This is a genomic window from Sinorhizobium saheli, assembly GCF_001651875.1.
In the GTDB taxonomy this organism is placed as follows: domain Bacteria; phylum Pseudomonadota; class Alphaproteobacteria; order Rhizobiales; family Rhizobiaceae; genus Sinorhizobium; species Sinorhizobium saheli.
In genome coordinates this window covers 176264-195207 of sequence record NZ_LNQB01000102.1, presented here as the reverse complement: position 1 = coordinate 195207, position 18944 = coordinate 176264, and the positions used below count along the sequence as shown (strand labels likewise).

Here is an 18944-nt window from a genome sequence, read left to right as displayed (position 1 = left end):
TGCTGGTTTTCATCCCGCCGACGTCAGATCGCGGTCCGACGCCTGCCGCCCACGGCCTGCAGGCACCAGGCGGCAAAGTCCTCCGTCGCCTGCTCGCGGCCGATCTCGTTGAGTGTCTCGTGGCGCATGCCTTCATAAATGGTGACGGTGACGTCGGTCATGCCGCGTGCCTTCATCCGGCCGGCGAGCCAGCGAACCGCGGCGCCGTTGACGGTGGAAGGATCGGCGCTGCCGCCGACGAGGTGCACCGGCAGGTCCGCGGGCAATAGCGCCAGCCGATCGCGCCGGGCCCCGGCAGAGGCAAAGGCGAAGACGTCGATCCACAGCGACACGGTCGCGTCGAAGCCGCAAAGGGGGTCGCAGACATATTTGGCGACCTCGCGCTCATCGCGCGACAGCCAGTCGAACGCGGTCTTCGGGTCCGAAACGCTCCTGCTCCAGGCGCCGAAGGTCAGCTTCGTCAAGAGAGGGCTCGGCACGTCGGAGCCCTTCAGCATCCTCTCGATCGCCAGCAGCAACTGGCCGGCGCGGCCGGCAAGTCCCGGTCTGAAATTGGCGTTCCAGACGGCGAGCGCATCGCAAAGTCCGGGATCCGACTCGGCGGCGTTGAGGGCGATCAGCCCGCCCATCGAGTGGCCGAAGAGGATGACCGGCAGGCCTGGATGATCGGCGGCGGCGAGATCGCGGACTGCCCTAAGGTCCACGAGCACCTTCCGGGCGCCGTCACGCGGCGCGAACATGGCGGAGGGTGCGTCCGGCGCACGGGTCGCCCCGTGGCCGCGATGGTCATGGGCATAGACATGGAACCCTTGGGCGGCCATGGCCTCCGCGAAGCGGCGATAGCGCCCGGAATGCTCGGCGAGTCCGTGACTGACGACCAGGATGCCCCGGGGCTCGGCAGAGGCGGTGACGTGACGCCAGCCGAGCTTCGCGCCGGTCGGGCTCTGATGCGTCCTCACCTGCCCGAACATGCCATGCACTCTCCCATCTCGCCGCCGAAAGGCGCGGCATTTTCCCTGCAGATGCCGTGGCAGATATCAAATCGATTTGGCCCGCAAAGGCAATCGCCGCTTGTTGCTCGTTGCGCATGAGATCACAACGAATCCGACAGTCCTCCTGAATTCGGGAGCAACATTGCATTTGGGGGTTGTATTTCTCCCGCATTTGTCGATATTTGTTCTCGTTTTGTTTTCATGGCGGAGGCGATCATGACAGTGCGGGCAAGGGCAATGGTGAATTTGGTGAGGATTGCGGCAGTGGCCGCTGGGCTGGGACTGGCGTCCTTCGCCGCGGCTGAGGAGCCTTCGGCAGACGACGGCGCGGAGGCGCGCGGCGCCGGGAAGACCGAATATGTGCTCGCCGTGAGCTGGCAGCCGGGTTTCTGCGAGACGCGGCCGACGCGCAAGGAATGCGTCGACCAGACCACGGACCGGTTCGACGCGACGCATTTCTCGCTTCACGGCCTGTGGCCGCTCAAGAAGAGCTATTGCGGCGTCGAGGCGGATCTGAAGGCGCGCGACCGCAAGGGCGACTGGCTGGATCTACCGAAGCTCGCGATGGCGGAGGCGACGGCCGAGCGCCTGCTCGTCGCCATGCCGGGCGTCAAATCCGGTCTCGACCGGCATCAGTGGCTGCGCAGCGGCACCTGCCAGACGGCCAACGCCGAGGAATATTTCACGCTGCAGCTCCGGCTGCTGGACGAGCTCAACCGCTCGGCCGTGCGCGCGCTCTTTGCCGATGAGATCGGCAAGGAAATCGACGAGAAGCAGATCAAGCAGGCCTTCGACCGGAGCTTCGGGACGGGCGCCGGCGACCGGGTGCGCATGCGCTGCCAAACGGTCGACGGGCGCAGTGTGATCACCGGGCTGACGATCGGGCTTTCCGGCGATCTCTCGGGCAAGGCCGGGCTTTCGGACCTGATCCAGGCGGCGGGGCCGACCGAGTTCAAATGCGCGAAGGGCGTCGCGGACGCCGCCGGGCGAGGGTGACCCGGACGGGTTGGCCGCATCGGAAGGATCGGCGTGGGCAAGCCTTTGGCGGATTGCCCCGCCACCATAATTCGCCTACATAGCGGGCAAATTTTCCTTCCGATGCGGAGCATTGCTTTATGGCACGTCAGTTCATCTATCACATGGCCGGGCTCAACAAGGCCTACGGCAACAAGAAGGTCCTCGAGAACATCCATCTCTCGTTCTATCCGGACGCGAAGATCGGTATCCTCGGTCCCAACGGCGCCGGTAAGTCGACGGTGCTGAGGATCATGGCGGGCATCGACCACGAATATACCGGCGAGGCCTGGGTCGCCGAAGGCGCGACGGTCGGCTACCTGCCGCAGGAGCCGCAGCTCGATCCGGCAAAGACGGTGCTCGACAACGTCATGGAAGGGGTCGCCGCCAAGAAGGCGATCCTCGATCGTTACAACGAGCTGATGATGAACTATTCCGACGAGACGGCGGAAGAGGGCGCCAAGCTCCAGGACATCATCGACAGCCAGAACCTCTGGGACCTCGACAGCCAGGTGGAGATGGCGATGGACGCGCTGCGCTGCCCGCCGGGCGACGCCGACGTCAACAATCTCTCGGGCGGCGAGAAGCGCCGCGTCGCGCTTTGCAAGCTCCTGCTGTCGCAGCCGGACCTCTTGCTCCTCGACGAGCCGACCAACCATCTCGACGCCGAGACGATCGCCTGGCTTGAAAGCCACCTGCGCGAATATCCGGGCGCCGTGCTGATGGTCACCCACGACCGCTACTTCCTCGACAACGTCACCGGCTGGATCCTCGAGCTCGACCGCGGCCGCGGCATTCCCTATGAGGGCAACTATTCCGCCTATCTCCAGGCCAAGGCCAAGCGCATGGCGCAGGAAGGCCGCGAGGAAGCCGCTCGCCAGAAGGCGATCAGCCGTGAACAGGAGTGGATCGCCTCGAGCCCGAAGGCCCGTCAGGCAAAGTCCAAGGCCCGCGTCCGCGCTTATGACGAGCTGGTCAAGGCAGCCGCCGATCGCCGTCCGGGCGACGCGCAGATCATCATCCCGGTCGGCGAGCGCCTCGGGCAGGTGGTCATCGAGGCGGACAACCTTTCCAAGGGCTATGGCGACCAGCTTCTGATCGAAGGCCTGAGCTTCAAGCTGCCGCCGGGCGGCATCGTCGGCGTCATCGGTCCGAACGGCGCCGGCAAGACCACGCTCTTCCGCATGATCACCGGCCAGGAGCAGCCCGATGACGGCTCGTTCCGGATCGGCGACAGCGTGCAGCTCGCCTATGTCGACCAGAGCCGCGATGCGCTCGACCCCAACAAGACCGTCTGGGAGGAGATCTCCGGCGGCAATGACGTCATCAAGCTCGGCAAGCACGAGGTCAATTCGCGCGCCTATTGCTCGTCCTTCAACTTCAAGGGCGGCGACCAGCAGCAGAAGGTGGGCACGCTTTCTGGTGGCCAGCGCAACCGCGTGCACCTCGCCAAGATGCTGAAGTCGGGCGGCAACGTCGTCCTGCTCGACGAGCCGACCAACGACCTCGACACGGAAACGCTGGCGGCACTCGAGGACGCGCTCGAAAACTTCGCCGGCTGCGCGGTCATCATCAGCCACGACCGCATGTTCCTCGACCGGCTCGCGACCCACATCCTCGCCTTCGAGGGCGACAGCCATGTCGAATGGTTCGAGGGCAACTTCGAGGATTACGAGAAGGACAAGATCCGCCGCCTCGGCCCGGATTCGGTCAACCCGAAGCGGGTGACCTACAAGCGCCTGACGCGATAGACGGGGCGGCCGGTTGGCCGCGATGGGGCGGGTGTCGATCGCTGCATTTCGCCCGCCCTCATTGCCTTGCTCGTCACGGGGATGAAGCGCGCCGGGTCTTTGGGTGCAGGAGATATCTGTGCCTGGAATCCAGGGCTTCAGTTCTTGAACAGGGTCATTCACGGCGCCGACGCGCCGCGGCTGGATTCCTGTGACAGGCACAGGAATGAGGACAGCGCAGTTTGGCCCTTTATCCATTAAACTCCTGTTGCGGTCACCAAGTTTGCCGACCTCAACGACCAGCAGAACGAGCGCCAGGATAGAAGCGTGGCGTCGCTTCGCTTCCCATTGGGGCGCAGGACCGTGCCTTGTCGGCCTCCATGTCCTGCCCACGCCATTCCCTTGCCTGCCTGCGCAAATTCACTTGCGCAGTTTCCGCAAATCACATAAAGATATCTTTATGTGTTGATGGGGAAAGCGATGACTGATCGAGGGATGCTTGGCTTGGATGCGCTCGTCGACGTCTTGAAGGCGGCGGGCGAGCCGACGCGGATGCGCCTCCTGGCGTTGCTGGCGGCGAGCGACCTGACGGTCACCGATCTCACCGAGATTCTCGGGCAATCGCAGCCGCGCATCTCCCGCCATCTGAAACTGCTGGCCGAGGTTGCCCTCATCGATCGTTACCAGGAAGGCGCCTGGGCCTATTTCCGGTTGCGCCACGAGGGCGGTCGCGTGGCGCTGATCCGCGAACTGCTCGCGGCCGCGGCGGCCGACGATGCGATCCTCGCCCGGGACGCGGCGAGACTTGCCACCCTCAAAAGAGCACGGGCGGAGAAGGCGCAGGCCTATTTCAGCCGAAATGCGGCCGAATGGGACGAACTCAGGCGCCTGCACGTCGCCGAAGGCGATGTCGAGGCGGCGCTGAAGGCGATGGTCGGCGACGAGCCGGTCGACAGCCTGCTCGACCTCGGCACCGGCACCGGGCGTATCCTGCAGCTATTGGAGGGCATTTACCGGCGCGGCATCGGCGTCGATGCCAGCCGCGACATGCTGGCGGTGGCGCGTTCCAATCTCGACCGGGCAGGCATCACCAAGGCTTCGATCCGTCACGGCGACATCTTCAATCTGCCGCTCGACGGGCAGTCCTTCGATCTCGTCACGATCCACCAGGTGCTGCACTACCTCAACGAGCCGGAGGCGGCGATCGCCGAAGCGGCCCGCATGCTCGTGCCCGGCGGCCGGCTCGTGATCATCGACTTCGCGCCGCACGGACTTGAATATCTGCGCGACGAGCACGCTCATGCGCGCCTCGGTTTCTCGCATCAGATGATGTCCGAATGGCTTCAGAAGGCGAATCTGTCGCTGGAGAAGACGACCGATCTTGCGCCGGAAGGCGCTGAGGAGGGGAAACTGACGGTTACCATTTGGCTGGCACGGGACCAGCGCGCGGCCAACGACGCCGTCATCGACAGGCCGCGCCAGCGCCTTCAGGTAGGGGGAATTTGAGAATGAACGAACGGACGCTACACCCCGCCGAATGCGGCAGTCTCAGGCTGTCCTTCGAATACTTCCCCCCGAAGAACGAGGAGATGGAAACGCAGCTCTTTCGCACCGTCGGCGACCTTTCCGCCTTCGCGCCGGCATTCGTGACGGTGACTTACGGCGCCGGCGGCTCGACCAAGGCGCGTTCGCTGACCGCCGTCAAGCGTATGATCAAGGACATGGGACTTCACAACACCGCGGCCCATCTCACCTGCGTCGGCGCGCCGAAGGAGGAGGTGGATGCGGTGATCGACGAGTTCCTCGCCTCGGGCGTCCGCCACTTCGTTGCGTTGAGGGGCGACCCGCAAGGCGGGATCGGCAGTGCCTACCAGCCCTTTCCCGGCGGTTATGAGAATGCCGCCGCCCTCGTCAAGGCGTTGCGCGCGCGCGGCGATTTCGAAATCTCGGTCTCCGCCTATCCGGAAAAGCATCCGGAAAGCCGGGACGTGGCGGCCGACATCGACATGCTGAAGGGCAAGGTCGACAATGGCGCGACGCGGGCAATCACCCAGTTCTTCTTCGACAATGACGACTTCGAGCGCTATCTGGAGCGCGTCAGGGACGCCGGCATCGGGATCCCGGTGGTGCCGGGCATATTGCCGATCAACAACCTTGCCCAGGTGCAGAAGTTCGCCGGGCTTTGCGGCGCCAGGGTTCCGGAATCGATCGTCTCCAGGCTCGGCCATCTCGACGAGCGGCCGGAGGAGCGCTTCCGGGAGGCAACGCATATCGCGGCCGAGCAGATCGTCGATCTCGTCCGGCGCGGCGTGACCGATTTCCACCTCTATACGATGAACCGTTCGCCGCTCGTGGCGGCCGTCTGCGACCTGCTCGGCGTTGAGCGCAGGCAGACTGCCGCATTGGACCGCGCCGAGCGCCCCACCCAGGTAGCCGCGAGCGCGTAGCGCCTGCAAACGAATGAAAGCCCATGAAACCAGAGCGGTTCATGGGCTTTTCGGTGTTGCAGCCTGTCGATCACGGTGCTCTCAGAGCGGCCAACCTGACATGCTTTGCTGCAAAATGGATTTTCCGGAAATTAGAGTCCCTGTTTCGGTTTGGACTTTCAGTGGCCCTGCATCATACGAAAAGCATTACGGCCACGAATGCGAACGCTGCACTGATCATGAGGACATTCAACGAGTGTGTAAGTCCCATAAACGATCCTCCCTCGCGTTGACGGGTAAAACATAGGGCGAAAAAGCGGCACGTAAAAGCGAAACTTGTGCTGCGCTGCGAAACGCGGATTGCTAAAATCCTCTATTCACAGGCCTAAGTGACTACAATCGCTTGCTTTTTCAGTTTGCCACAATTTTTTCACAATTCCTTCGGCCCGGTTAATGTAAACGCCTGTAACGCTCCGTGAAGGTGCGCAACGGCAATGAATCACTTCGGGCCGAGCACGTGGTAACCTACGCAGAGGGGGGCCGGGCCTATCTTCCGGCGGCATATCCGCGCCTGAGCACACGGCCGTCGAGGACGGCAAGCCCGGCAGCAATGACGAGCATTCCGGCGATATCCGTCGCCTGCAGCGTCTCTCCGAGGAAGAGATAGCCGAGCAGGATGGCGCTCGGCGGCACGAGCAGGGTCACGAGCGACGTGTTGGTGGCGCCGGCCTGCGCCATGATCCGGAAGAAGAGGATATAGGCATAGGCGGTGGATAGGAGGGCAAGCCCCAGGATCGCGAGGAGCGCGGCGAGGGGCGGCAGCGGCAGCGCCCATGGCGTGTCGGCAAAGGCGGCGACCGGCAGCATGACGATGGTCGATGCGGTCAATTGCCCGGTGGCGGTCACCGGCGGCGCCAGATCGCGGAAGCGTTTGCCGTAGGTGGCGGAAAAGCCGTAGCTCACGGCCGCCAGGACCGGCAGGACGAGTGCCCAGAGCGGAACGTCGCTGGCGTCGCCGAAGACGCCGGCGAGCGCACTCGGCCCGATGAGCACGACCGTGCCCGCAAGTCCGAGCAGGCAGCCGCTGATCTTCGCCGCGCTCAGTTTCTCATCCTCCGTGAGGGTGTTGGCGATGAGCACCGTCCAGACCGGCGTCGTCGCGTTCAAGATTGCGGCAAGCCCGGCGCCGATATGCGTCTGGCCGAAAAAGATGAGGGCATGCGGTATGGCGTTGTTGATAAGCCCCATCAGCAAGAATTCGCGCCAGCGCTTCCTGAGCGCCGGATAGAGGCCGTGACGGCCGCGAAGATAGAGATGAAGCGCAAGGGCGGCGAGGCCGAGGCGCAGGAGCACGAGCGTGAAAGGCGGCACGTGGGCGACGGCGATGCGGGCGAAGAAGAAGGAACCGCCCCAGATCAGGCCGAGCAGCGCCAGCAGCGCCCACAGGCGTAGCGTCATCTGGGTTTTGATGGCGTTTGTCATTGAAGCCATGTGCTGCCTGCGCTGCGATCGGGAGAGGGGCCAGATGCAAATGCGCGTTCCGGCCCGAACAATCTGGAAGTGTACGAGCATTAATACAACAAGACGGGCACAGCCACCCGCTTCTTGCCGCGCGACAAGAATTGCGATCTATGGCATCGGCTGGCCGTCGGACCGGGAAAGCCGGAGCTCTCGGATTAAAGATGGATGCGATAACGAACGAAATCGTCCGCTGCGACGAACTCGTCGTAAAGCCGGCGGGCAGGGTTGCCGGCCCGGGTATGCCAATATAGCCCGGACCATTTCCGTTCCTTGCCCAGGTCGAGGAGGTCCTGGATCAATCTTCGGCCCGCGCCCTTGCCGCGGAAGTCAGGGTCCACGAAGAGGTCTTCCAGATAGCACACCTGATCGGACGCCCAGGTTCCTTCATGGAGGACGCTGACGCTGAAGCCGATGACTTGATCACCGTCGGCGGCGATGCGGCCGATCAGCGGAGAGCGGGGATCAAGGATGCGCCGCCATGTGTGCGTCGTGATTTCCGGCGCGACGACCGTCTCGTAGAAGGCGGCATAGGCATCCCAGAGTCTGCGCCAGGGCGCTTCGTCTTCTGCGCGAGCGTCGCGTACATTGATCAAGGCATTCATTCCGTAGGATCTCCGTGCCCGGCGCAAGCGCGAGCAAGATGAGCTGCCGCCTGGGCTCAAGCCATGAGGAAGGACAGCGGGACATATCAGCGACCACGATCACGTTTGTGATATTGGGCCGGTTCGACCCAATATCATCGTGAGCGCATCCCGCTTAGAGCGCGTTCAGCACGGCCGGCGTCGCCCAGCCATCGGCCGGCAGGCCGAGCTTCAACTGCTCCTTCTGCAGGGCCGCGCGGGTGCCGGAGCCGAGAATGCCGTCGACCTTGCCGACGTCGTGGCCGAGGGCCTGGAGCCTCTGCTGCAAGGCCTTCATCTCGGCGTCGCCGAGACCCGGCTCCGGGTTCCCCTGCTGATAGGGCGGAGCGCCGGCGAGGCGGGTCGCGAAATAGGCGGCCGATGTCGTGTAGATGAACGACTGGTTCCACTCGAGATAGATCTTGAAGTTGGGGTAGGTGAGGAACGCCGCCCCCTTGTGCCCCTGCGGCAGGACGAGCGAGGCTTCGAGCCCGCTGTGGGAGGTATTGCCGTCGCGCGGCGTGACGCCGAGCGCAAACCAGTCCCCCGCCGTCATGCCGGGCTGCAAACCGGTCTTTTCCCAGGGCAGCAAGTCTGGAACGCTGACTTCCTGGATCCAGGGCTCGCCCGCCTTGAAGCCGAGGCTCTGGATGAATTTCGCCGCCGTCAGAATGGCGTCGGGCGAGCTCTTCTTCAGGTTGACGTGACCGTCGCCGTCGCCATCGACGCCATAGGCGACGATGTCCTCCGGCAGCATCTGCACCTGGCCGATCTCGCCCGCCCAGGCGCCGGTCGTCGTCGCCGGGTCGAGATCGCCGTGCTTGACCATTTCGATTGCGGCGAGAAGCTGCGGGCGAAACATTTCCGGGCGGCGGCAATCATGGGCCAGCGTCACCAGCGCGTTCAGCGTGTTGAAATCGCCCTGGACGGCACCGAAATCCGTTTCCATCGCCCAGAAGGCGGTGATGACGGGCGCCGGCACGCCGAACTCCCGTTCTGCCCGGGCAAAGACATCGGCGTATTCCTTCATCTTCCGCGCGCCGATGTCGAGCCGCGCCTTGCTCACGGTCCGCTTCGAAAACTCCGTGAAGGTCTGCTTGAACACGCCCTGGGCGCGGTCGCGGCTCAGCACTTTCTCGTCGATCGCGGCGCCGGCAAGCGCCCGGTCGGCAACGTCGGCAGGAATCCCCTTGGCGACCGCTTCGGCCTTGACCCCCTCGAGGAAGGTCGCGAGGTCGCCGCCGCAGGCGACGGCGGGGGTCCCGGTCGCGGCCGGGCTTTGCGCCAGCGCCGACGTGCCCGTGAGCGTCAGCAGTGCGAACGAGAGGAGAGCCTTGTGGGCTGTGGCAGTCATCGTAATTCCTTTCCGTGGCCCGGCTGGCCTCTCAGCGCCGACCGGGCTTCTTCGCCGCATGTTTCCCTGGAGCGCCGCCGATCCAAGGAGAGGTGCAGCCGTTCAACGCGCAGCAGCGCCCTCATGCATCGGCGCCGGAGCAGCAATCTGCGGATGCTCTTCCAGAGCATTATGACCGAATGAAGAAATACCGCCGGCAGAAGCGATTCCCGCCCGGCATTTCCGTCCGCTACCTGGAAACCGCTGCGACCCACTTCTGCCAGTTCTTCGCCGACCCGGCGAAGGCGTTGATGTCGGTGCTGCCCTGGATGCCGGGGATCACGCCCGTGCTGGTGTACTGCCAGAACGCCCAGCGGCGCTCGACATAGACGTCTCCCGGATGCTTTGCGGTGGAGCGCACCCAGAAATGGTAGTCCTTGAACTGGTCGATGAGATTGTCGCGATGGAAGTCGACGGAGGTGTAGATGATCGGCCGCTTGCCGTAATGCGCCTCCAGCCGGTCCATGAAGCGCTTCATTTCGTATCGCACCGTTTCGGGCGGCGGCCGGTAGCGGCAGGTCTTCGATTCGCCGTTCCACTCGACATCGAGCACCGGCGGCAGATAGACGGCGCTTTTCGGCACGTTGGCGATGAACCAATCGGCCTGGGCGTCCGCGCTCGAGCAGAAATAGTAGAAATGATAGGGGGCATAGGGAATACCGACCGCGCGCGCCTGCTGCCAGTATTCGTTGAAGCGCGAATCGACCCTGTCCTTGCCCTCGGTCGCCTTGATGAAGGCGAAGGAAACACCGGAACTTTTCACCCTCGCCCAGTCGATATCGCCGTTCCATTTGGAGACGTCGATGCCATGGACGCTATGACGGTGCGGCGTTCGTCCGCCGAAATCCTGCGGATCGGTATCGTGAAAGCGCGGCTGTATGGAAGCCGTCTTCATGAGGTCGTAATCGGTGGATGAGCAGGCGGAAAGAAGGGTGGCGATCGGCAGCAAAGCCAGGAGAAGCCGGCGCATGGGGGTTCCGTTTCGAGACGAACGACGATCCTGCCTCACGCGATGGTTTCCATTGACTGATGATGTCCCCCAGGGAGGCGTGACCTCCTTTTCACCATATCATCGTAAAAATAGCGTTAGCTCAAGGGTGAATTGCAATGGCGGCAGGAAGAACCCGCCGCCTGCCGGCACGTCATTTTCGCTTCGGGATTATATGTTTGCTACGCTTCAGGTCGGCGGTAGACCACAAGCCATGCATAGCCCCTTCCGATTGACCGGAGTTCGAGCGCCGCGCCATTGCGCCCGGCATTCGTGCGCATGACATCGAAGAGCCTCTCGCGCGGTGTGACCTGGAAGCGTCTGAGCCAGGCCTGGAGGATGCGGCGGAAGCCGCCCGGCCAGCCTTCCTGCTGGCCGAAGTCGGCTATGTGCAGCGATCCGCCCGGATTGAGAGCCGCGATCGCCGCGTCGATGGCCTTTTCCCATTCGGGAATCATCGACAGGGCATAGGAGATGACGATGCGGTCGAAGCCGCGCTGCTCGAAAGATGCCGCGGTGAAATTCGTCGCGTCGGCGACGCGCAAGGCAACGTCCGGGCGACCATGGCGTCGGAGCTTCGTCCTGGCGGTCGCCAGCATCTCGGCCGAAATGTCGAGGCCGAACAGGCGCGCGTGCGGATAGAGCTCGCCGATCATGGCAAGGTTGCGGCCCGTGCCGCAGCCGACCTCGAGCACGGACGCACCCGGCGGGGGGGCAAGATCGCGGATCAACGTGTCGCGCCCGAAAAGATAATATTTGCGGGTGAAGTCGTAGATGTAGCGCTGATAGCGATACATCCGGTCCATGAGGCGGGCGTGGCTGTTTTCCGTGGCCTGCACGGCGCTCATGCCTTCTTCCGGTAGATATGGAAGCCGCCATAGATCGCCGAACGGTCCTCGGCGCAGAGCTTCGCCGACATTTCGGCATCGTAGTGCCATTGATCGTGCAGCGCCGCAGACAGGCGGCCGGGCAGGATGCTTGCTTCCGCGGCTGTGCGGAAGATCACCACCGCGCCGGCATCGGCGGTGCGGGTGATCTCCGTCCAGAGATCGTTCAATTGCCGGTCGGTCATCCAGTCCTGCGCGTCGAGGAGCACGTAGCGGTCGACCGAGGAGGCGGGCTTGCGGGCAAGAAGCTCGGTGAAGCTCGCATGATGAACGGTGACGCGTTCGGCATGGTTGCGGATCGCCTCGTATCGCGATGCCTGCAGATAGGCAGGCAGTTCGCCCTCGTGCGGCAGCGGATAGCGGCGGGCAAAGGCCTGCCAGGCGAAGTAGTTCTCGCATAGCGGGAAATGGCAGGTTAGTTTTTCGAGCCGGTGGCGCAATACCGCCGCGAGCGATTTCTCATGGCTGAGGCTCGCGAGTTCGTCGAACTGTTGCGGCGGAATGCCGAGGCCGAAGAGCGAACTTTTCCGCCCGGTGATCCAGCGGATGACCGGGCGCTCAAAGAGCGGAGCGATTTTATCGTCGAAGAACTGCCGCTGCTCGCGCATCGAGCGCGCCTGAACGAAGCCCGCCGGGTCGACGCCGTGCAGCCGCGCGAGAACGTGGCTGGCGGCGATGAAGCGGCCGAGCAGGCCGGTGCGATAGATGTTGCGCTCGAAGACGCTGACCCGGCGCCGGCCGGTCAGGTCGCGACCGCTCCAGTAGGCGCGCGTGGCCGGGTCGAGCTTCGGCGCGATGAAGAGGTCGTAGGCCTGGCCGTTCGAGCGCGTGCCTTCGGCGGCGAGAAACCGCACAACGTCCTTGTGGGTCGGCAGATTTCGGAAGACCGCGAGTTTCAGCCGGTTCAGTGCGACATGGTGGGGATTGAGATCGACGACGTCGATGCGGGCGGGTTCGGCGGAAAGATAGGCCAGCATGTTGCAGCCGCCGGAGCCGATCGTCACGATTCGGTGTCCGGATCGGAGCTGCATTGCTTCCATGTCGACGATCGGGTCTTCCCAGATCTGCGGATAGACGAGCCCGGAGAAAAGAAGCCCGAACAGGCGCTCGGACAAGCCTGCGAGGGAGAGGGTCTTGTGTTGCAGGAGCGCGCCTCTCAGCTTCGGGTTCTTCCTGCCGAAGCCGGCATCGGGGGCGAGTTCGGTCATCTTTGCTGCCGTCCTGTTGAAACTCAGCCGCTTCTAAGGTGACTGCGCTACACTTTAATGACGGGGTTTCGCACAGGCTCTGCAGCGTTCCGGGAAGCTGGCCGTTTGGCCCGAGCGGGATGCGCTCACATGCGTTCGCGCAAGCGAACTATCTTTTTGTTTTTGCGCATTCGTGCGACGTCAGGTGTTTCCACCGGACTGCAAAATGCTCTAGCGCGGCGTTCGCTGCTCTCTGGTGCGAGCCCTTGTGCTACAGTGGACTCGAAATTCGCCTTCAACCTGCAGATGTCGAAAAAGATCGAGGAGTTTTCGTGTGGTCAAGCCTTCATCGGACCAAACCTTGCTGCGTATCCCGACCGTCGACGATGTTCGCACGGCGCGGACGCGCCTTGCCGGCGTCGCACACAAGACGCCCGTCCTGACATCGCGGACGGCAAACGAGATAGCCGGCGCGATGCTCTTCTTCAAGGCCGAGAACCTGCAGCGGACGGGAGCTTTCAAGTTCCGCGGCGCCTACAACGCCATAGCCACGCTCGACGCCAGCGCCCGGAAGAATGGCGTCGTCGCCTTCTCCTCCGGCAATCACGCCCAGGCACTTGCCCATGCCGCCAAACTCCATGGCATTTCGGCGACGATCGTCATGCCGCGCGACGCCCCCGAGATCAAGGTCGCGGCAACCAGGGGCTACGGTGCCGAGATCGTCTTCTATGACCGTTACAGCGACGATCGCGAGGAGATCAGCCGGCGGCTCGCCGCCGAGCGCGGGGCATCTCTCATCCCTCCCTACGATCATCCGGACATCATCGCGGGACAGGGGACGGCGGCCCTGGAACTCATCGAGGAGGTCGGAGAGATCGATCTGCTTGCCGTTCCGCTCGGCGGCGGCGGCCTGCTGGCCGGGAGCGCGCTCGTCACCCGCGCGCTGTCGCCCGGTTGCGCCGTCATCGGCGTCGAGCCGGAGGCGGGCAATGACGGCCAGCAGTCGTTGCGGAGCGGTGACATCGTGCACATTCCCGTGCCGAAATCGATCGCCGACGGCGCGGTCACCACCCATGTCGGCCACCATAATTTTCCTGTTCTGAAACGGGATGTCACCGACATCGTTACGGTCAGCGACGCGCAGCTCATCGAGACGATGCGGTTCTTTGCGGAGCGGATGAAGATCATCGTCGAGCCGACCGGCTGCCTGGCCGCCGCGGCGCTCTTGCAGGGAGCGGTCGACTGCGCCGGCAAGAGGGTCGGTGTTCTCCTGAGCGGCGGCAATATCGACCTGCCGGCCTTGAGTACCCTTCTGCAGCGCCGCGCGTCCGATTAACCGGATGCCGCGGAGGGGGCTTTTCCTTTCGGCGAAATCCTGTTTCCTTCCTGGGAAAACGGAGGACAGGCATGAAGGGCTCACTGAAGAAACTTGGCGGAGTGGTCGTTGCGGCGGCGGCCGGGCTCATCGGCTGGCTGGCGCTTTTTCCGCCGGAGCTCCTCAAGGTGGGCGACGGATACGCCGCAAAGATTGTCTGCTCCAATGTGTTCCTCGCAGGGCGCGACCCGCAGGAGGTGCTTGCGGTCGACGTGCAGGCGCCCGGCCATCCCCTGTTGAAGCTCGTCAGCGTTTCCGTCGATCGTGACGACAAGAGCGTGACTGCGCGCTTCTTCGGCTTCGCCGCGCCCGCCCGTGCCGTCTATCAGCCCGGCCTCGGCTGCACCAATGTCAGCGGCGGCAGTGCCGAGGCGCTCGCAGGGGCGGGCAGGGCGGTCGACGCGGCAACCGAGATCGCGGCGCATGATCCGGCTCGGAGCTGGCCGGAGGGCAGCAAGGCCGATATCGATCCAGCAATCCAAACTCTCGTCGAAGACCCCGCATTGGCGGGACCCGGCATGCGGGCGATCGCCGTCGTCAAGGATGGCCGCCTTGTCGCAGAGACCTATGGACCTGGTTTCGACCGGGACACGCCCCTGCTCGGCTGGTCGATGACCAAATCCGTCACGGCGGCGATCATCGGTCGACGGATCGCGCAAGGACGGATGAACCCCGCTGACGCCGGTCTGGTAGCCCACTGGAAAGGCGACGAGCGTGCGCAGATCAGACTGGCCGATCTTCTGGCGATGCAGAGCGGGCTTGCCTTCAACGAGGACTATGGCGACGTCACCGACGTCACGCGGATGCTCTATCTCGAAAGCGACATGGCCGGCTTCGCCGCCTCGAAAACGTTGGAGGCGGCACCGGGCACGACATTCAGCTATTCGACGGGGACGACCAATCTCCTGTCCTCGCTGTGGATGCGGACATTCGACGACCCGGCGGAGGCGCTCGCCTATCCGCGTCGGGAGCTCTTCGCGCCGCTCGGGATGACGAGTGCGGTCATGGAGGTGGACGCGAGCGGCACGTTCGTCGGCTCTTCCTATATGTATGCGACGGCGCAGGATTGGGCGCGCTTTGCCGAGCTTCTGCTCGAGGGCGGCAATTGGAAGGGCAAGAGGATTCTGCCCGAGGGCTTTGTCGCCTTCATGCGTACGCCGACCGAGGCATCCGGCGGCGACTACGGTTCGGCCCAGGTCTGGCTCACGGAAAATGGCATCCGCGCCGGTACGGGCAGTTTTCCGCCGGACACCTTCTGGATGCTCGGGCATGACGGGCAGGCGATCATGCTCGTCCCGTCGCTCAAGCTCGCCGTCGTGCGGCTCGGCCTGACGCCGTCGCGGCTCGGCTACGATGTGCAGAGATTGAACGCCAAGGTGATCGACGCGGCCGATTGAGGCGGTGGGGGCGCTACCCCCTCTGGCCTGCCGGCCATCTCCCCCACAAGGGGGGAGAATCGACATGGCGCGCTCGGCGCCCTCCATCAGAGCACTCCGCTTGTAGAAGCTATCATTCAAGCTAGGCGCTAGCCGCACATATTCTCCCCCCTTTGTCGGCCCTTGTGGGGGAGATGGTCGGCAGGCCATGGAGGCAGTGCCGCCCGAACCTACCGCATGTCCAGTTCGTCGAGCAGGCCCTTGCGCTTGGCGTGATAGTAGTAGCCGCTGGCGTAGAGCTTCACCGCGCCGTCATGCTGGTTGTCTGCAACCATCCAGGCGCCGCGCAGATACTTGGTCGCATATTTGAGGTTGGTTTCCGCGTCGAAGAGACCTTCGGGCGGCCCGTCATAGCCGAGGCCCCGGGCGGTGTTGTAGCGGATCTGCATCAGGCCGTAATTGCCCCGGCTGTAGGCGTGGGGATTGTAGTTGCTCTCGCGCTTGACGACCCTGTGGACGAGCTCGAGGGGGAGGCCGTTGAGGTCGGCATATTGCTTGATCAGCCGGTCGAGCTCGGGCCGAGAGCTGGTCGGCGTTTTCGTGAGTTTCAGCGAATCGGGGATGACGCTTGCGACCGCGCCGACCGCCGAGCCGATGACGCCCGTCTTCGGGCGTTCCGTCGGCACGATCATGCGCTTGGCGACGAGCGTTTCGAGGCCGACCGGTTCGCCGGTATCGAAGTCCGATTCCATCCAGGCGGCAACTCCGAGAAGCGGTGCGACCGCGGGATCGGCGCCCTTGGCATCGTCGCCGGCCGGGGCGGGCGTCACGGCGAGCGGCTGGGCGGACGGCGTCGCCATAGCCACCTCGAAGGGCTGAGCCGGCTTGGTCGTGGGGATCGCCACCGCCCGAGGTGCGGCATAGGCGAGCGTCGTGTCCGTCGCCGGCGTTACCGCCGATGCGCTTGCCGCGGGCGGCGCGGCGGCGAGCGTTGCCTGAGCCGCCAGCGCTTCCGACTTTGCCGCCGTCGCGCCGATCGGCGCCGGCAGGGCGTATGCCGTCATTTCCGTTCCGGGCTTCGGCAGGGGCGTGACCGTCTGTACGGCGGTTAACTCCTCGAGCGACGTATGCTCGACGGTGGAGCATCCCGCGGCAATTGCCACCGATGCCAATGCGGCGAGCGTAAATGCCTGTTTCGAAAGGGAGATACGGATTTTCGCCATGCTGTCACTTTCGTGCTTCCGGGCCCCGTAGCCCCCTCACAAATCAGCGGCTGCCAACCGCTGCTTGAATCTCCATTAACCTATGCCGCCGGTTGCGGCAAGCGCGCGGGCAGGTTTCACGCGGTCGCCCGCTTCAGCCCTGCCGTCAGCACGCCGGCGCCGATGAGCAGGGAGCCCCCGGTGCGGTTGACGATGCGCCGGACATTCGGCTTGCTTATCGTTGTTCCGGCGGCGGAGGCGAGACAGGCGTAAAGCGTCGCATTCATGGTCGCGAGCGCCAGGAACGTGACCTCGAAAATAGCCATTTGCGGCAGGAGCGGCCGGGACAAGTCCAGGAACTGCGGCAGGAAGGCGACGAAGAAGAGGATGCTCTTCGGATTGAGCGCGGTCACCGCATAGGTATGCAGGAAGATCCGCAGCGGCTTCTCGGCGCGACCCGATTCCGCGGCAACGCTGCCTTCGCCGCCGACAGGGGCCTTCCAGAGCTTGATGCCGAGCCAGACGAGATAAGCGGCGCCGATCCATTTCAAGACGGTGAAGATGGTGGCCGAGGCTGCGAGCAGGGCGCCGAGCCCGAGCATGGATGCGGTCATCGCGGTGAAATCGCCGAGGGCAACCCCCGCAACCGTGGCACGCGCGACGTTGCGGCCGTGGCCCAGCGCGTATGAAATGACGAGCAGGATCGTCGGGCCGGGAATGGCGAGCAGCACAGCGGATGCGGCGACGAAAGCGAACCAGTGTTCCAGGGACATGAGAGGCTCCGTGACTGAATGGTTGCGGCGAGGGAGCCACACCGCTGCGGAGCCGTCAACCGGTTTTCGAGCCGCCGTCGACGGCGGCGTGTGAGGCGCGGAGCCTGTCCTCTCCGCGCCTCATCCCGATCAGTCCGCCGCCTGCCACTTCTGGCCGATCACGTCCATGACCTCGCCGAACCACTTGGCGGAGGTGTCGAAATGCTTGCCGCCCTTGATGCGGGGGAACTCGATCGTGCGCAGCCTGCCGCCCTGGTCCTCGTCGTGGCCGGTCACGCCGGAGACCTTGTTGAGCGCGCTTTCGACGGCGAGATCGACCATGCTCTGGATCAGGCGCAGGTCGTCGCCGTTGGCCGGGGCGGAGCGGGCGTAGTAGCCGGATTTCTGGACCATGGAGCGTTCGGCGCCGAGCAGTGCCGCGAACTGCTTGGAGAACCAGTTGCCGACATTGATGGTATCGATCTTCACATGGCCGAAGGCGTCACGCTTGATCGTCTCGCCGGCGGCTTCGCGCTCGGCGACGATGGCGTCGAGGCAGGCGCCCTCGCTGACGAACAGGGTGACGAAGCCCTCACGGTCCATGACCCCGCGCAGGCGCGCGGCCTCCGCTTCGAGATCGAACTTCACCTCTGGCAGATAGAGGCCGTCTATGGTCTTCAACTGCTCGTTCATCATGAAGCCGTCGACATATTCCTTGCCGCGGGCCATCTGGATGTAGGCGCGCGCCGTCGCAGCCGTCAGCCAGCCGCAGTGGCGACCCATGACCTCATGGACGACGAGCGTGCGCGGCGCGGCGCTCTGCTCGTTGCTGACATTGTCGAAGAAGCGCGCGCCGTATTCGGCCGCCGTCCAGGCGCCGAGCGTCTGGCGAATCGGCACCACGTCGTTGTCGACCGTCTTCGGCAGGCCGACGACCGTCAGGTCGTAGCCGTTCGCGCCGAGATAGGCCGCGAGATCGGCCGCCGTCGTATTGGTGTCGTCGCCGCCGATCGTGTGCAGGATGCCGATGCCGTCGGAGGCGAGCCTCTCGGCCGCGACGCGCAGCGGATTCTCGCCTTCCTTGACCAGCCCGCGCTTCACGCAATCGGCGGTGTTGGTGAGCTTGACGCGGCTGTTGCCGATCGGCGAACCGCCATGGCGGTGAAGCACATGCGCCTTCTCGCGCATCGCCGGGGTGATTTCGATCCGATCGGCGAGGAGCAGGCCCTGGTAGCCCGAACGGTAGGCGACGAGCTCGTAATCGGGTGCGACGTCCGTGTAGCGTTCGATCAGGCCGCCGACCGCGGATGAGAGACAGGGCGCGAGCCCGCCCGCAGTCAGCATTGCGACTTTTTTCTTGGCCATTTTACCTCCTCGGGATTTCGGCATTCGGCGGCCTTCGGGGTGAACGGCCGCGTTGCAAATCCTTGCCTGACGTCAAAGATCATCGTGGTCTAACGCAAATCCGATGGAAATTAAAT

Annotated in this window: 16 protein-coding genes; 6 read left to right on the top strand and 10 right to left on the bottom strand. The window is 64.3% G+C overall.

Annotated features, from left to right (window positions below; all coding sequences use genetic code 11):
- Window positions 1-23: 23 nt before the first annotated feature.
- Window positions 24-971 (bottom strand): alpha/beta fold hydrolase, encoded by a 948-nt coding sequence (locus tag ATB98_RS27215; protein WP_066879646.1) that lies wholly within the window; start codon window positions 969-971, stop codon window positions 24-26.
- 243 nt (window positions 972-1214) lie between these two features.
- Here ATB98_RS27215 and ATB98_RS27210 point away from each other — a divergent pair, with 243 nt between their 5' ends.
- From ATB98_RS27210 to metF, 4 genes are all read left to right on the top strand, one after another.
- Window positions 1215-1988, top strand: a complete 774-nt coding sequence (locus ATB98_RS27210; RefSeq protein ID WP_066879913.1) for a ribonuclease T2 — start codon at window positions 1215-1217, stop codon at window positions 1986-1988.
- Between the two features lie 119 nt (window positions 1989-2107).
- The gene (ettA, locus tag ATB98_RS27205; RefSeq protein ID WP_066879643.1) at window positions 2108-3757 is read left to right on the top strand and encodes an energy-dependent translational throttle protein EttA; all 1650 of its coding nucleotides are present in this window, start codon (window positions 2108-2110) and stop codon (window positions 3755-3757) included.
- Between the two features lie 459 nt (window positions 3758-4216).
- Window positions 4217-5242, top strand: coding sequence for an ArsR/SmtB family transcription factor (locus tag ATB98_RS27200; protein WP_066879640.1), 1026 nt, complete (start codon window positions 4217-4219; stop codon window positions 5240-5242).
- Between the two features lie 2 nt (window positions 5243-5244).
- Entirely contained in the window at window positions 5245-6183 is a 939-nt protein-coding gene (gene metF, locus ATB98_RS27195) for a methylenetetrahydrofolate reductase [NAD(P)H] (RefSeq protein WP_066879637.1), read from the top strand.
- Between the two features lie 525 nt (window positions 6184-6708).
- On the opposite strand, the gene ATB98_RS27190 is transcribed toward metF, so the two are convergent.
- From ATB98_RS27190 to ATB98_RS27165, 6 genes are all read right to left on the bottom strand, one after another.
- Window positions 6709-7653 (bottom strand): DMT family transporter, encoded by a 945-nt coding sequence (locus ATB98_RS27190; RefSeq protein WP_066879635.1) that lies wholly within the window; start codon window positions 7651-7653, stop codon window positions 6709-6711.
- 185 nt (window positions 7654-7838) lie between these two features.
- The gene (locus ATB98_RS27185) at window positions 7839-8285 is read right to left on the bottom strand and encodes a GNAT family N-acetyltransferase (protein ID WP_066879633.1); all 447 of its coding nucleotides are present in this window, start codon (window positions 8283-8285) and stop codon (window positions 7839-7841) included.
- 154 nt (window positions 8286-8439) lie between these two features.
- A complete protein-coding gene (locus ATB98_RS27180) occupies window positions 8440-9657 on the bottom strand; it encodes a lytic murein transglycosylase (RefSeq protein WP_066879630.1) in 1218 nt (405 codons plus the stop codon).
- 229 nt (window positions 9658-9886) lie between these two features.
- Window positions 9887-10666, bottom strand: a complete 780-nt coding sequence (locus tag ATB98_RS27175; protein ID WP_066879627.1) for a glycoside hydrolase family 25 protein — start codon at window positions 10664-10666, stop codon at window positions 9887-9889.
- A gap of 200 nt (window positions 10667-10866) precedes the next feature.
- Window positions 10867-11532, bottom strand: coding sequence for a class I SAM-dependent methyltransferase (locus ATB98_RS27170; RefSeq protein ID WP_066879625.1), 666 nt, complete (start codon window positions 11530-11532; stop codon window positions 10867-10869).
- The gene (locus ATB98_RS27165; protein ID WP_066879622.1) at window positions 11529-12779 is read right to left on the bottom strand and encodes a DUF3419 family protein; all 1251 of its coding nucleotides are present in this window, start codon (window positions 12777-12779) and stop codon (window positions 11529-11531) included. The genes ATB98_RS27170 and ATB98_RS27165 overlap by 4 nt, the downstream gene beginning before the upstream one ends.
- 340 nt (window positions 12780-13119) lie before the next feature.
- Here ATB98_RS27165 and ATB98_RS27160 point away from each other — a divergent pair, with 340 nt between their 5' ends.
- A complete protein-coding gene (locus ATB98_RS27160) occupies window positions 13120-14094 on the top strand; it encodes a threo-3-hydroxy-L-aspartate ammonia-lyase (protein ID WP_153435673.1) in 975 nt (324 codons plus the stop codon).
- A 71-nt stretch (window positions 14095-14165) separates the two neighbouring features.
- On the top strand, window positions 14166-15530 hold the full coding sequence (locus ATB98_RS27155) for a serine hydrolase domain-containing protein (protein ID WP_066879618.1): 1365 nt from the start codon (window positions 14166-14168) through the stop codon (window positions 15528-15530).
- Between the two features lie 209 nt (window positions 15531-15739).
- Here ATB98_RS27155 and ATB98_RS27150 read toward each other — a convergent pair whose 3' ends face one another.
- From ATB98_RS27150 to ATB98_RS27140, 3 genes are all read right to left on the bottom strand, one after another.
- The gene (locus ATB98_RS27150) at window positions 15740-16732 is read right to left on the bottom strand and encodes a lytic transglycosylase domain-containing protein (RefSeq protein WP_066879615.1); all 993 of its coding nucleotides are present in this window, start codon (window positions 16730-16732) and stop codon (window positions 15740-15742) included.
- A gap of 116 nt (window positions 16733-16848) precedes the next feature.
- A complete protein-coding gene (locus ATB98_RS27145; RefSeq protein ID WP_066879613.1) occupies window positions 16849-17484 on the bottom strand; it encodes a LysE family translocator in 636 nt (211 codons plus the stop codon).
- Window positions 17485-17613: 129 nt separating this feature from the next.
- Window positions 17614-18828 (bottom strand): pyrophosphate--fructose-6-phosphate 1-phosphotransferase, encoded by a 1215-nt coding sequence (locus tag ATB98_RS27140; RefSeq protein ID WP_066879610.1) that lies wholly within the window; start codon window positions 18826-18828, stop codon window positions 17614-17616.
- Window positions 18829-18944: the final 116 nt, after the last annotated feature.

What these genes read in the sequence shown, in the direction of transcription:
- ATB98_RS27215 (WP_066879646.1), bottom strand. Translation starts at nt 971, where the DNA reads ATGTTCGGGCAGGTGAGGACGCATCAGAGCCCGACCGGCGCGAAGCTC.
- ettA (WP_066879643.1), top strand. Translation starts at nt 2,108, where the DNA reads ATGGCACGTCAGTTCATCTATCACATGGCCGGGCTCAACAAGGCCTAC.
- ATB98_RS27200 (WP_066879640.1), top strand. Translation starts at nt 4,217, where the DNA reads ATGACTGATCGAGGGATGCTTGGCTTGGATGCGCTCGTCGACGTCTTG.
- metF (WP_066879637.1), top strand. Translation starts at nt 5,245, where the DNA reads ATGAACGAACGGACGCTACACCCCGCCGAATGCGGCAGTCTCAGGCTG.
- ATB98_RS27190 (WP_066879635.1), bottom strand. Translation starts at nt 7,653, where the DNA reads ATGGCTTCAATGACAAACGCCATCAAAACCCAGATGACGCTACGCCTG.
- ATB98_RS27185 (WP_066879633.1), bottom strand. Translation starts at nt 8,285, where the DNA reads ATGAATGCCTTGATCAATGTACGCGACGCTCGCGCAGAAGACGAAGCG.
- ATB98_RS27180 (WP_066879630.1), bottom strand. Translation starts at nt 9,657, where the DNA reads ATGACTGCCACAGCCCACAAGGCTCTCCTCTCGTTCGCACTGCTGACG.
- ATB98_RS27175 (WP_066879627.1), bottom strand. Translation starts at nt 10,666, where the DNA reads ATGCGCCGGCTTCTCCTGGCTTTGCTGCCGATCGCCACCCTTCTTTCC.
- ATB98_RS27170 (WP_066879625.1), bottom strand. Translation starts at nt 11,532, where the DNA reads ATGAGCGCCGTGCAGGCCACGGAAAACAGCCACGCCCGCCTCATGGAC.
- ATB98_RS27165 (WP_066879622.1), bottom strand. Translation starts at nt 12,779, where the DNA reads ATGACCGAACTCGCCCCCGATGCCGGCTTCGGCAGGAAGAACCCGAAG.
- ATB98_RS27155 (WP_066879618.1), top strand. Translation starts at nt 14,166, where the DNA reads ATGAAGGGCTCACTGAAGAAACTTGGCGGAGTGGTCGTTGCGGCGGCG.
- ATB98_RS27150 (WP_066879615.1), bottom strand. Translation starts at nt 16,732, where the DNA reads ATGGCGAAAATCCGTATCTCCCTTTCGAAACAGGCATTTACGCTCGCC.
- ATB98_RS27145 (WP_066879613.1), bottom strand. Translation starts at nt 17,484, where the DNA reads ATGTCCCTGGAACACTGGTTCGCTTTCGTCGCCGCATCCGCTGTGCTG.
- ATB98_RS27140 (WP_066879610.1), bottom strand. Translation starts at nt 18,828, where the DNA reads ATGGCCAAGAAAAAAGTCGCAATGCTGACTGCGGGCGGGCTCGCGCCC.